At 47.8% G+C, this 12,835-nt stretch carries 11 protein-coding genes; 9 read left to right on the top strand and 2 right to left on the bottom strand.

The annotated features are described in order from the left end of the window. Positions 1–134: 134 nt before the first annotated feature. From ACFVTB_RS04760 to ACFVTB_RS04745, 4 genes are all read left to right on the top strand, one after another. On the top strand, positions 135–1,154 hold the full coding sequence (locus ACFVTB_RS04760) for a LacI family DNA-binding transcriptional regulator (RefSeq protein ID WP_387745914.1): 1,020 nt from the start codon (positions 135–137) through the stop codon (positions 1,152–1,154). 225 nt (positions 1,155–1,379) lie between these two features. Further along, positions 1,380–2,135, top strand: coding sequence for an SDR family NAD(P)-dependent oxidoreductase (locus ACFVTB_RS04755; protein WP_387745912.1), 756 nt, complete (start codon positions 1,380–1,382; stop codon positions 2,133–2,135). 229 nt (positions 2,136–2,364) lie between these two features. Next, complete coding sequence (locus tag ACFVTB_RS04750; protein ID WP_387745911.1) at positions 2,365–2,817, top strand: hypothetical protein; 453 nt, start codon at positions 2,365–2,367, stop codon at positions 2,815–2,817. After that, positions 2,814–3,503, top strand: coding sequence for an AIM24 family protein (locus ACFVTB_RS04745; RefSeq protein ID WP_387745909.1), 690 nt, complete (start codon positions 2,814–2,816; stop codon positions 3,501–3,503). Before ACFVTB_RS04750 ends, ACFVTB_RS04745 begins: the two co-directional genes overlap by 4 nt. Positions 3,504–3,752: 249 nt before the next feature. Here ACFVTB_RS04745 and ACFVTB_RS04740 read toward each other — a convergent pair whose 3' ends face one another. Beyond that, positions 3,753–4,667, bottom strand: coding sequence for a helix-turn-helix domain-containing protein (locus tag ACFVTB_RS04740; RefSeq protein WP_387745908.1), 915 nt, complete (start codon positions 4,665–4,667; stop codon positions 3,753–3,755). 243 nt (positions 4,668–4,910) lie between these two features. Between ACFVTB_RS04740 and ACFVTB_RS04735 the strand changes: the two genes are divergently transcribed. Genes ACFVTB_RS04735 through ACFVTB_RS04715 form a run of 5 tightly spaced genes read left to right on the top strand, consistent with a single transcriptional unit; the run spans position 4,911 to position 8,751 of the window. After that, entirely contained in the window at positions 4,911–5,333 is a 423-nt protein-coding gene (locus ACFVTB_RS04735; protein ID WP_387745906.1) for a GNAT family N-acetyltransferase, read from the top strand. A 41-nt stretch (positions 5,334–5,374) separates the two neighbouring features. Next, positions 5,375–6,394 carry a glutathione S-transferase C-terminal domain-containing protein gene (locus tag ACFVTB_RS04730; RefSeq protein WP_387745904.1) on the top strand — a complete coding sequence of 340 codons (1,020 nt, stop codon included), beginning with the start codon at positions 5,375–5,377 and terminating at the stop codon, positions 6,392–6,394. A gap of 38 nt (positions 6,395–6,432) precedes the next feature. After that, positions 6,433–7,248 carry a transporter substrate-binding domain-containing protein gene (locus tag ACFVTB_RS04725; protein ID WP_387745902.1) on the top strand — a complete coding sequence of 272 codons (816 nt, stop codon included), beginning with the start codon at positions 6,433–6,435 and terminating at the stop codon, positions 7,246–7,248. A gap of 11 nt (positions 7,249–7,259) precedes the next feature. Then, complete coding sequence (locus tag ACFVTB_RS04720; RefSeq protein ID WP_387745900.1) at positions 7,260–8,000, top strand: amino acid ABC transporter permease; 741 nt, start codon at positions 7,260–7,262, stop codon at positions 7,998–8,000. Then, positions 7,993–8,751, top strand: coding sequence for an amino acid ABC transporter ATP-binding protein (locus tag ACFVTB_RS04715; protein WP_387746194.1), 759 nt, complete (start codon positions 7,993–7,995; stop codon positions 8,749–8,751). Before ACFVTB_RS04720 ends, ACFVTB_RS04715 begins: the two co-directional genes overlap by 8 nt. A 61-nt stretch (positions 8,752–8,812) precedes the next feature. Here ACFVTB_RS04715 and ACFVTB_RS04710 read toward each other — a convergent pair whose 3' ends face one another. Continuing rightward, on the bottom strand, positions 8,813–12,736 hold the full coding sequence (locus tag ACFVTB_RS04710; protein WP_387745898.1) for a discoidin domain-containing protein: 3,924 nt from the start codon (positions 12,734–12,736) through the stop codon (positions 8,813–8,815). Positions 12,737–12,835 lie beyond the last annotated feature (99 nt).

The following is a 12,835-nucleotide window of genomic DNA, read 5'->3' as shown; positions in this document are numbered from 1 at the left end:
GGCGTCGGATGCGTTGGTATCAATGAAGGGAGCCGCTCCGTTATAAGGGATGGAAGCTGTGTTATAATAAAGCTATAAATCGATAGTTGCGGAATGAAATAGGAAACGATTCCGAAACGAAAGGACCATTCTTTATGACGATGAAAAAAATAACGATTGAGGATGTGGCGAAACGGGCAGGCGTTGGCATCGCGACCGTCTCCCGTGCGCTTAATAATAGCGAAGGAATCAGCGCCAAGACGAAGGAGAAAATCATGCAAGTCGTCGAGGAAATGGGCTTTGCTCCTAACAGCTCGGCTCAAAGCTTGAAGATACGTCAAACGCGCCAAATTGCGCTGGCCGTTCCGGATATTCGCAACGCGATTATTCCCGATATCGCCTGGTCGGTCGAACAGGCCGCCAAGCAGCACGGCTACCGGGTTGTCCAGATTAATACGCTCGGCAACGCTATGCTGGAGCTGGATACGCTGCGGGAGTTGAAGAAGCTTCATGTCGACGGACTGGTCATCATGCCGCTAGCCTATCCGCCGCAGTTGGAGGCGATGATTAATCAAGCGAGCGTTCCCGTTTCGGTTATCAATTATGGCAAAAAAATGAGTGCCGACCTGCAGGCGGACATTGTGGGCATGGCGCTGCAGGAAGGGAAGCTCGTCATGGATCACTTGCTGCAGATTGGCCGCCAGCGAATTGCATATGCGGGTGCGCCGAAAGGGAAAATAGAAGAGCGGTACAGAGCTTACGAGCAATCGATCGACCATGTCGATCCATCGCTTGTTTATTTTGGGGAAGATTTTTCGTTTGAGACCGGCAGGCAAGCGGCAAACTATTTTTACAGCTTGAAGCATATGCCGGACGCAATCTATGCCGTGAATGACATGGTCGCAATTGGCATTGTGAATCGGCTAAAAGAGCTAGGGGTACGCGTCCCGGAGGATGTGGCGATAGCTGGCATCGACAATAATTTGTGGGCAGCGGTTACGACTCCGCAAATTACGTCGGTTTCCATTATGGGCAGCGAAGTCGGGCGGTTGGCTGCCGAGCTGCTGTTGAAACGCATTCAGTATCCGGGAAGCGAGTACGAGCGAGTAGAGTTCGAGCCTCGGCTGATCGTCAGAGAGTCCAGTGTCAAAATGAGCCCGGCCGTTCAAGGGTAAGCAAATATTTGCTGCGTTCGGGTCAACCGGCAATCCTGTTGTCTTGAATATCCAACAGCCCGTTCGCTTATGCTGAACTAATAACCAAAAAGATATCGAAATTCCGACAAATTGGCCTGATGTGTTTGTTGTTATTGAGTGGATACTGATCTATTATGAAACTGCGAAAGCGCTTATCGCAATAATCAATGCGGATATTTCCGTATTATGGAGGTATTTCATACAATGAGTCGTTTAACAAACAAAGTAGCATTGATCACAGGTGCAGGCAATGGTCAAGGCGCAGCAGAAGCACTGTTGTTCGCCAAGGAAGGCGCGAAAGTAATCGCCACCGATATCCAATTCGAGAATGTAACGGCTGTCGTTAACAACATTAATGAACAGTATCCGAACAGCGCGATTGCGCTTAAACATGACGTTTCCTCGGAAGAGGACTGGGCAGCTATTGTAAAAGCAGGCGTTGATGCTTTTGGCCCCATTACGGTGCTTATTAACAACGCAGGCATTCAGGCTACGAAACGATATGAGGAAACTGATATTGAATATTTCAGAAAAGCGATGGACATCAATGCATGGAGCCAATTCGTTGGCATTAAGATATTAGCGCCTATCATGAAACAGGCTGGCGGCGGTTCGATTGTTAATATCGGCTCGCTGGCGAGCATTACGAGCGTAGGCGGTTTTAATTCCTATACAGCAACCAAAGGCGCCATTGAAGCTTTCACACGCGCCGCAGCAGCTGAGTTTGGACCAAACGGCATTCGCGTCAATTCTATTCATCCAGGCGGCGTCGAAACCAAAATGCTGACGGATACCGTAACAACAAATGAAATGCGCGAAGCTATCATAAGCATGATTCCGCTGCGCCGCTTCGGTTATGTTGAAGATGTTGCTAATTTGGCGCTCTTTCTTGCAAGCGATGAGTCTACCTATATCTCCGGCGCTGCGCATGTCATCGACGGCGCAATGAGCATCGTCTAAATGGATTGAATAGGACCCGATTACCCCGCTAACGAATCATGAAGTGAGCGGAGTAATCGGGTCTTTTTTTCGTTTTTTGTTTCTGAGAGAGCCCAGTTTCAAAATGTGTCCGGTCATTTCAAGGATGAATAAGGAAAAAACGATGTAGGCTGCAACTTTTTTCATTCTTTTTCAGTAATATAGGTAGACAACTCGTTTCTTGTCGAATGAAGAAAGGAGGCTTTTCCATATGCACGCAGCCTTTCGTTTTACAGCTATCATTGGATTATTCATCAGTTTCATGATCGCACTCCCGCCGAAGACGGCGCACGCCGGTTTTTTCGATCGGGTTCAGGACATTTATTATGCGCCGGAAAAATTGAACGAAATCGAGCAGCAATACAAGGAAGCGAACGAAGCTTTATCGCAGCAGCTGGAGCAATCCCGACAGCATGCGGAAAGTATAGCGAGGAAGCAGGAAGAGCTTGCAGAGAGCAATAGCCAGCTAATGGAGCAAAATACATCTTTGCAAACGGAGCTTGAGCAAATAAAGCAGGAAAAAGCAGCGCTTAAGCATAAACTCGTCACAGCCGGAATTGTTATGGCATCGCTGCTCCTGGGTTATATAGCCGCTATTCGAATATGGCGATTTTTATCATGGCGCAGACATCGGAATTTGGGTGAAAGAGGGGTAAGCGGATGAACGTAACCGTTCCTGCCCGGATCGGACATGTGCAGGTGTCGCTCGAAGAACCGGACAAGCTGCATGTGCTGCATCCGAACGCGGTCGTCGCTTTTCAAGGCTTGCCGCAGCACCGGGAGGACCGGGTGATGGACTTGGCCGGCATGTACCGCAAGCGGAAAATGGTGCGGTCATTATTTCGCGGCCCTGCCGAGCTTGTCATCGGCTTGCCTGCCGGCTGCTCGCTGGAGACGGTCGAGATCGATGAGAACAGCGATCTGCTGTTCGATTTGCGGCATGTTCTCTTTTTCTCCGACGGCATGAGGCTGAAGTCGGTTGTACAAAAGCTGAAGAACGCATGGATTACGAAAGAATTGGTGCGGATGCGGTTTTCTGGTCCAGGATCGCTTGGCTTAATAACGGCTGGAGATTTAAAGACGATCCCGCTTCATCCCGATCGGCCTCTGTTTGTAGAAGCCGGGGCGCTTGTTGCTTATCCCGGAACGGCGTCCATCCAGCTTGCCGTATATGGCAATAAGCTAGCCAGCCAGCATATGCCGGTGCAATGGGAGTTGAAGGGCAGCGGCCCTGTATTGATCCAGACTGGCTCCCATGACGCAGAGCTGGAAGCCCAGCTGCAGAACGGCGGCTTTATTAAGCGGCTGCTGCGCGAATTGCTGCCTTTTGGCAGCGTTTATATTAAGTAGTGGATAGAAGTAATGGATAGAAGAAAGAGCTTGCCGAGCGGCAAGCTCTTTTCTTTATCAGCAGACAGCCAGCCAAGGCGGCCATCTTCTCGTTTTATATTTTGAAACAAGTTGTATTCGAGTCTCATTTTGACGCCAAACGTGCATCTTCTGTTTCGCTAGTTCTACAACTATAGAAATAAAAACGGCACTATGCTATTAAAAAGTAAAGATGGGTTCTTTCAAAATTTTGTTAGGCTATGATTAAACTTATGATCTTTGTTTGGACTGCCAAGCAGGGGGAGGTTCAACTCCATTTGCGAGCGTGGAAGCGGGATCGATCTGCTGAATATATTTCTTGGGTGTAATAAAGCTGAATTCCTTAAACTCTTTTATAAAGTGATTTTGGTCAAAGTAACCCATTTCAAAAATACGATCAAGCGTTTGTTCATAATGTTTATGCTCAAGCGAGTGAATCACATTCTGGAAACGCACAATGCGGCTGAGGAGCTTAGGAGACACCCCTACAAATTTTTCAAAGGACTTTAGCAAATAACGGTTCGAATAACCGGTATCCTCGGCTAATTCCTTTACATTCAATGCACCCTGGATCGTAATGATTTTCTCGGTCAAATATTTGACCAGGAGAGGAATTTCAAGACCCATGCGATAATGCTTCAAGTAAAAAGCTTCAAATGCGCGAATTCTTCCCTCAAAGGTGGATTGCTCTGCTATTTTCTCGAGCAGTTCATCGGAATAGGGGAAAACCTCCTGTACGGGGATTTCCAGCTCGCTGAACTCGCCAATCGGATATTTTAAGAAAAACTCTGCATAGCCAGGCATGAAGCAAATGACGAAGTATTCGCAATCGGAGCGCACAAAAACGCCTTGTCTGCCTTTAAAAATAGTTCCGCAAATATTGGCAGAGGGATGCTCTTTATGGCAGCAAACGACGAGATGCAGACATCCGTCAGGAACGACAAATATCCGGTTTTCATTCAGCGCATTTATATGAAACCCATAAAATATGACTCCTCCTTGGAATAAGGGAGAGGCATCTGTCCGATGTTCTTTATAGGTATCGAGAATTTTCTCAAAAATAGGCTGATGAGGATGATACGGGTAGTTTTGACGAACTGCTGGCCTCATGGAAAAAACCTCCTTGCGAAAACTAAATCTCGGCACAACATCGCAATTTTAATTCCGACAATTCCTATTATATTAAATGATAATATAACATTTTATTTACTTTCCTAGAGGTTGTCAATGCATGTTACAGTTCCGTTTTTTACTATAATTTCATGCTGCTTCTCTTTTACAATCAGTTAAAACGAATGAGTTTACTTGGAATTTTGTTGCTTAGCACGGCATAGTTGAGCAGAATCCGATTCGTTTGATTCAACAGGGTATGAGAGGAAGGGAAGCGTAATGAAGCTGAATATTTATAACGACTGTATAGATAGGGATTGGGAACGCGTTGCATATTTAATGAGGTACTTTGATTTGTCTGATGCGCCTGCAAATACTCATCAACAGGCCTTTGAGAATAGCTATGTTGTGACATTTGTGTATGATGACCAAACCTTAATCGGATTTGGCCGCGCCATCTCTGACGGAGTATCCCAAGCCGCTATCTATAATATTGCGGTAGATCCGAATTACCATAGCCAAGGTATTGGCAAACGAATTGTTCAGAATTTGCTGAGCTTCGTCAAGCATTGCAATGTTGTTTTGTACACTCATCCAGATACGATCGATTTTTACAAGCGTTTAGGGTTTCGTCGGATGAAAACGGGAATGGCCATTTATGTACATGAAGAAAAGGTAGAGCAAATGGGATTTATTGAATAAAGCCTGTCAGGTCGAAATGGATGTGGAAGGGAGATGGGACGATGGAAACAACAAACTCAAAATTAAACAGTCCGGCAAGCGCTAAAGGAATTGAGCAGGAGATTGATGCAAAAGGATATTTTATCCGACAAAAAAACGTGTTCACGACTCCTTTTGGTGAGGGAAAAGACCAGCTGCCGATTGAAGCGGGACGATACCGTCTAATCTGGGCCAAAGGCTGCCATTGGTCTAATCGGGCCGCAATTGTCCGTGAGCTGCTGGGGCTGGAAGAAGCGATAAGCATTAATTTAGTTGGTCATGGCAAGCATGAACAAAATCTTGGCTGGGAATTTGTCTATGACGAGAACGGGATCGATCCGGTGCTAGGCGCACAGTTTCTGAGTGAATTATATGCAAATGCGGATCCGCATTATGAAGGAAGAACGACAGTGCCGGCAGTGATCGATATTACGACGGGCAAGGTGGTTAATAACGATTACGTTTGGCTAACCAATTATTTTGAAAACGAATTTTCCTCGCTTCATAAGCCAGGAGCGCCGGATTTATATCCTATTCACTTACGAAACGAGATTAACGCATATAACGATTTTTTATATGAAAACGTTAATGACGGTGTATATAAAGCGATGTTTGCCAAGTCCATCGAAGCGTACAATGATGCTTTCAATCATCTCTACGCAGCGCTGGATAGCATCGAAGAAAGATTGGCAGCCAATCGCTTTCTCTTTGGTGATTATGTAACGGATTCCGACGTCCGCTTATATGTTACGCTGGCACGTTTTGATACCTATTATTTTAAGTATCTTGGGCCGCTGCGCAATCGTATAGTCGACTTTAAAAACTTATGGGGATATGCACGCGATTTGTATGAAGTTCCAGCTTTCAAAAACAATACCTATTTGCAGGATATGGCGAAGTCGCATCGGAGTAAATCAGGCGTTTTTATGGATTATAACAGCAGGTTCTGGGATCAGCTGGATTATGCAGGTATTTGGTCAGCACCACATGACAGACAAACTAACAGTGCGGACCCTGAGCAGAAATTTATTATAAAAAAGTAGGGAGAGTACTAGATATGAGAAAAAAGAGCAAACTTTTTATGGGTCTAACATCGCTATTGGTTTTGACGATTATCGTAGGCTGCGGAAATACTTCCGGCAAAGAAAAGGGCAGTGAAGGGCAGACGGTTATAAATATTGCTACAAGCGGAGCACCCAAACCATTTTCATTTGTAAATGATAAAAATGAGGTTGATGGATATGACATCCAAGTTGTAAAGGCTATCTTTGAAGGACTGCCTCAATATAAAGTGAATATCGAAAAAACGGAATTTGCCTCTATTTTCGCCGGCTTGGATAGTGATCGCTATCAGATCGGCGCCAACAATTTCGCAAGCAACAAGGAGCGAAAAGAGAAATATTATTATTCCAGCCCGATATCCAAAAATCAATTCGTCATTGTTGTGAAGGAAGGCCGGGACGATATCAAGAGCTTTGCCGATCTGGAAGGAAAAACGACCGAAGTCAGCCCTGGCAGAAACTATACGGTTGCTTTGGAGAATTACAATAAAAATAGCGCTAAGCAGCCCGTTGTTTTGAAATATACGGAAGATGAGCTGGCGTCCACCTTGCAGCATGTGGAAAGCGGAGCAGCAGATTTTATCCTTTTGGATGCGGCTATGCTTAATCTTTACATTAAAGAGTTTGGTTTGAAGCTTGCCTCCATACCGCTGTCGCAGGAGGATTCTGATCGGATTGGCGTACCATACAGCTATCTTATTCTCAGCAAAGGGAAAAATAGCGAGCAGTTAACCAACGAAGTCAATGAACGACTGAAGGTTTTGATCAAGGACGGAACGATCTCCAAGATAAGCAAGGAATTTCTTAATGGTGATTTTGCGCCAGAAATAGAATAAGGTACGGGATTATGCCGAAAATTTTTGATATTGAGCTTGTTTTTACCTTAATTCCTCAACTGCTTAAATACTTGCCTGTAACGATTGAACTAACGGTAGTAGCAATGATTGTGGGGCTCTTGCTTGGTCTTCTGCTGGCGATCATCAAGATAAAAAAAACGCCCGTCCTTTATCAAGTTAGTGTTGTATTTATCTCATTTATGAGAGGCACGCCCATACTGGTTCAGCTGTATTTGTCCTATGCCGGTATCCCGCTGATTTTGAAATACTATAACTATTATCATGAAACCAGCTATAACGTTAATTCCATTCCAGCGATCGTTTATGTGCTGATTGCCTTATCGCTAAATGAAGCGGCATACCTCTCGGAAATCATTCGCGCAGCCCTGCTATCCGTTGACAAAGGACAGACAGAAGCAGCTCAATCATTGGGGATGACCTATGGACAGATTCTGAGGCGGATTATTCTTCCGGAGGCTTTTGTCGTTGCGCTGCCGACACTAGGCAATGCCTTGATTGGATTGATGAAAGGCACCTCGCTCGCATTTGTTTGTTCGGTTGTCGAAATTACGGCACAGTCCCGCATCCTGGCGGGGAACAATCTGCGTTTTTTTGAGTCCTATTGCGCGCTAGCCTTGATTTATTGGATGATGACCATTCTTATTGAGCGTGCAGTTGCTTTACTGGAGAGACGATTTGATATCGACTTTAGAAGCCTTAGAAAAAGAAAAGGAGATGTGCTTGTTGATTGAGATCCGGGGATTAACAAAGTCGTTTCAAGATCTTAACGTGCTAAATGATATCAATCTGACCATTGAAAAAGGCGAGGTTGTTGCTCTAATCGGTTCTTCAGGTGCAGGGAAATCTACTTTGCTAAGATCGATTAATTTGCTGGAAATACCGGATAAAGGGACGATTCGAATTGGAGAGCTGGAGGTAGACATCGTTAAGCGAACCAAAGCAGAGACGTTGGAGCTTCGTAAAAGCACAGCCATGGTCTTTCAGCAATTTCATCTGTTTCGGCAAAAAACGGCTCTTGAAAATGTGATGGAGGGATTAATTACCGTCAAAAAAGTGGTGAAGGAAGAGGCGCGTAAAATCGCTCTGCTTCAGCTTGAAAAGGTTGGCTTATTAGATCGAATTCACCATTATCCAAAGCAGTTATCCGGCGGACAGCAGCAACGTGTAGCCATAGCGCGTGCCCTTGCGATGCAGCCCCAAATCCTGCTGTTTGATGAACCTACCTCTGCGCTCGATCCCGAGCTTGTTGATGAGGTATTGGAAACGATCAGAAAAACGGCGGAGGAAGGCAACACCATGCTGCTGGTTTCGCATGAAATGAGCTTTGTTCGTAGAGTTGCAACAAGAGTACTGATGCTCGATAAAGGCTCCATTGTGGAAGACGGAACACGAGAAGAAGTATTTACGAATCCCAAATCCGAACGAACTAAGCAATTTCTAGCCAATTATTATCGAGACAGGGAACCGGAATTCGCCATCTAATAGGTTTGAAATAGCAAAAAGAGCTTGCCATCCGGCAAGCTCTTTTTGGTGAGACGAGGGATTACCAGTTGTTGCCCGATACGCGGTTCACCGTGAAGTTCGGGCTGCTGCTTTCACCGTAAATGGCTGCGACACCAGGGTTGTTGACCTTCACGTTTGTGAAGCTCGCGCTGCCGAGAACCGGACCTTGGCCCTGCTCGGCACGAGCGACGAGTTTAATGCCGTAGCGGGTCGGGTTGTTGATGTTGACATTTTCCACGCGAACATTTTGCATCGCCAGATTCTCCGGAGACTTCGTCTGGAACATCAGGCCGAAGTATACCGGATTGTTGATGTCGACGTTTTTCACCAAAATGTTCTTGAACGTTCTGTCGCCGCCGAAGAACCAGATCGCGCCGAAGTTTTGATAATCGTTGATTTTATCATCAGCTCCAACGCTGGTCCAGAAGTCGCCGCCCGTTCGATCGAGCGTAACGCCGTCGATGACCGTATCTTTGTCGCCGAAGCCGAGCGTGTTGTAGCCGAAGCTCAAGCTGCTGATCGTAATGCCCGGATAAGTCAGTGTGTCTGCTCCGTACAGGTTCTGATAGAGGTTATCCGATCCGCCGTATACGGCAAAGGCGGCGGCGCGTCTAACGTTAGTTGCTGTCAGGTTCGTATATTTGTTGCCGACATTGTAGGAGCCGCCAGAGTCAATGGCGCTGAACAACGCGAAGGCGTCGTCACCCGCTCCTCTGGAGTAGTTATTGTCGATGACGTTGTAGGACGAGCCGTTAGTCATGTTGATGCCGTCCGCAAACGTGTTTTTGATCCGATTGTCTTTAAACGTGTTGTAGGAAGAGTTTACGCCCCAGTACAAGCAGACGAAGTGTTCGACCCATGTGTTTTGTATCGTTACATTCTGCATGCCGTTGCCGTCAATGAATTTGCCCGGTCCGTCTACCCGGTAGATGTAGTTGCCCCATGCCGACAGGTCTTTAATTACCGTACCGTTGGCCGCCGAGCTGATGTTGAAGCCGACGTCGGTATTGCTTTGGTTTTGCGGTGCTACCAGCTTCGTATGCCATGGACCAGCACCGATAATCTCGGTCGCGCGGCCGTACAGGAAGATTTTATTGTTGATTGCCCATTCGCCTTTTGGAATGAAAATCCCTTTCTTCGAAGAATCTTGACGGAACTCCGACAGCGCCTGCTCGATCGATTTGGTTGCGGACACTTCGACGTATTTGCTAGGGTCCGGGTTGGATGCCGCTGGTGCGACATTTTCCGTCTCGATCATATCGACATAAATCCAAGGCACGTCGCCCGCATCTTTCTGGATTTTAATCTTCGTACCGGCTGGATACACTTGATCTAACAGCAGCTGCGAATCTTCGTACAGCCAGTAAGCGGTCAATCCCGCGCCAGGCTGGTTGTCGTAGCCAAGACGTCCAAGCGTGCTAGGTGTTGCATAGACGTAAGAGAATTTGGAAGTAACGTTGAACTTGCCTTTCGCTACGCCGTCCGCATAGATGCTGATCGTGCCCGACGTATTCTCGGCTACAGCGTTGCGGAGCACGAAAGCGTTGGCCGGAGAAGACAACGTGAATTCAACATACTCGCCCGTTGCATCCAGATGAACAGCAGAGCGGCCGGATGCTTCACCCGCATAATCGCCAGGCTTGAAGTTTGGTGCCAGCTTTGTTCCGTTCGTTGTATTGGAAGCCGCTTCAGCCTCGATGATCGTAAACGGCATATTAGCGCCGCGGCCGGAGTACAAGCTTGTTGTGCTCGTATTATTGCTTTGCTTGATCGGTACTTCGTTTCCGTCGTTCGCAACTGTTGTCGTTACCGAGTAGCTGCCGTTGACTGCGGTCCAAGTGCCCAAGCTGATGTTCACGGACGCGCCTGCAGCGATCGAACCGGTATAGGAGCCGGAAAGCGTTTGAATCGTAGCGCCAGCGGCATTTTTCAAGACGAGCGTAACCGGATGGGCGCCGCCTGCCGAAGCGATGTTGCCTTGGTTTTTAAGGTTGACTGTGAAGGTAACCGTGTTGCCTGCGCTCGGATTGCTCGGATTCCAAGTAGCCGTAGTAATCAAATCGGAGCTTTGTACAGGAGCAACAATTAACGAAGTTGGATTTGTATAGCTGTTGTTGCCCTTGTTTTGCTCGATAATGAGGTTGCCTTCGTCAACTTTGGCGCTAAGCGAGTAGGTGCCCGCGTTTTTCGCGCCTGCGTTAAAGGATACCGTCGCCTGTGCGCCAGCGGCGAGAGCGCCAACCGGAGCGGACCCGGCAAGTTGATTGCCAATGTAGAAGTTAACGGTAGTCGCGCCGGAGCCGAGGCTGCCGATGTTTTTAACCGTGGCATTCAGCGTAACGGCGTCCGTCTCGACTGGTGATGCCGGCGTCCAGGACAAGCCGCTAATCGTCAAGTCCGGATTAGGCGCAGGTGCGCCGTAAATTTCAAACTCGGCGACTTGACCTGCAGACGCGCCGGAATTGGTTGTAATGTTCAATCTGACTTGCTTGGCTGTCGCCGTCACTGGAATGGTTACCGAATTGCCGGTTGCCGGATTGAACGAATACGATTGAGCGGATACGAGATTGTTAAAGGCCGAATTGCTTTGCGTATTGCCAAGCACTTGAATGGTTTGCGTACGGGCACCCCATGAGCTTGCAGGGTTCAGTTTGACGACAATCGAGGTAAGCGAATGATCGGCTCCCAGATCGACGGTCAATTGGCTCGGATTTCCTCCGCCTTCCCAGTATGTAGCCGTGTTGCCGTCATTGGCGTTGTCTGCTACATAGGTGAACGTAGAGGAGGATGCGGTAATCGATTTGCCTATTGCCAGGTTGCTTCCCGTAGGAGTCGTAGGCGTTGGTGTAGGTGTAGGTGTTGGTGTTGGTGTCGGTGTTGGTGTCGGTGTTGGTGTTGGTGTTGGAGTAGGTGTTGGTGTAGGAGTAGGAGTAGGAGTAGGAGTAGGAGTAGGTGTCGGTGTCGGTGTAGGTGTAGGTGTAGGTGTAGGTGTAGGTGTAGGCGTCGATGTCGGGTTGTACGTCACCGTAATTTGATCCAGATTAACATTGGCGGTATCGCCAGCGTCGAATTTATACGCAATCGTATTGCTGCCGGCATTCAATGCCAGCGTCTCGGTTTTGGTGCCCCAAGCATCCCAATTGGCCAAGCTGCTCAGCGTCGTTTGGCGAATTTTCGTGCCGTTTACATAGACGCTCAATGTACGCGAGTTGCCGTTGGCATTACCGTATTTCAACGCAACGTCATAGTTGCCGGCCGAAGCTGCGCTGACCGTAAACGTTGTAGTGGCGCCTTGATTCCAGTAGCCGTCGACAAAGCCCGTTCCGGAGTAGCCGGTGTGGTCTGTATTGACTTTAGCACCGCCGGCCAGAGCCGCACTTTCGGCTTGGTACGTGCCTTCAGGGGAAGAAGTAGGCGAAGCCGTTGGCGTAGGTGTAGCCGTGCCGCCAGCGCCGTAAATTTCAAACTCGGAAATTTGTCCGGCTGGCCAGCCAGTGTTGGCCGAGAAGGAAAGGCGAACATAACGAGTGTCGGTTGCGGTGAAATTAATCGTTATCGCATTGCTGTTGTTCGCCGGATTGAACGTGTACCCGGCCGAGCCCACGATATCTGAGAATGTCGAGCCGTTCGCGCTTCCTTGAACCGCAAAGGTTTGCGTACGCGAGCCCCAGCCCGAAGGAATTTTCAGCACGATCTGATCAATGCTGGCGCTTGCGCCAAGATCGATTTGAAGCCATTGCGGGAAGGCGTTGTTCGGACTTTCCCAGTACGTTCCTTGATTGCCGTCATTGACATTGCCTGGAGTGTATACGTCAGCATGACCGCTGGCCGTAGCCGTTTTTCCGCTGGCAAGGTTCGCTCCTCCCGCCGCTTGCGAGTGGATAGGGAAGAATGAGAGCTGTGACAGAAACAGAGCAAAAGCGAGAAGCCCAATCAGGTAAGGGTTTCTTTTTGAATGACTCATGGAAAACATAACCATCCTCCTTGTAATTGTTCATACATGGTCAATGCGCTTGCATGTTGAGGAGAAGCGACATTTCGTTTTTTTAGCAAACACCCCCTT

The organism is Paenibacillus sp. NPDC058071, from assembly GCF_042885235.1.
Lineage (GTDB): Bacteria > Bacillota > Bacilli > Paenibacillales > Paenibacillaceae > Pristimantibacillus.
This window is presented reverse-complemented; position numbering and strand designations above follow the sequence as displayed.

Coding starts and splice junctions, on each gene's coding strand:
- ACFVTB_RS04760 (WP_387745914.1), top strand. CDS start 135: ATGACGATGAAAAAAATAACGATTGAGGATGTGGCGAAACGGGCAGGC.
- ACFVTB_RS04755 (WP_387745912.1), top strand. CDS start 1,380: ATGAGTCGTTTAACAAACAAAGTAGCATTGATCACAGGTGCAGGCAAT.
- ACFVTB_RS04750 (WP_387745911.1), top strand. CDS start 2,365: ATGCACGCAGCCTTTCGTTTTACAGCTATCATTGGATTATTCATCAGT.
- ACFVTB_RS04745 (WP_387745909.1), top strand. CDS start 2,814: ATGAACGTAACCGTTCCTGCCCGGATCGGACATGTGCAGGTGTCGCTC.
- ACFVTB_RS04735 (WP_387745906.1), top strand. CDS start 4,911: ATGAAGCTGAATATTTATAACGACTGTATAGATAGGGATTGGGAACGC.
- ACFVTB_RS04730 (WP_387745904.1), top strand. CDS start 5,375: ATGGAAACAACAAACTCAAAATTAAACAGTCCGGCAAGCGCTAAAGGA.
- ACFVTB_RS04725 (WP_387745902.1), top strand. CDS start 6,433: ATGGGTCTAACATCGCTATTGGTTTTGACGATTATCGTAGGCTGCGGA.
- ACFVTB_RS04720 (WP_387745900.1), top strand. CDS start 7,260: ATGCCGAAAATTTTTGATATTGAGCTTGTTTTTACCTTAATTCCTCAA.
- ACFVTB_RS04710 (WP_387745898.1), bottom strand. CDS start 12,736: ATGAGTCATTCAAAAAGAAACCCTTACCTGATTGGGCTTCTCGCTTTT.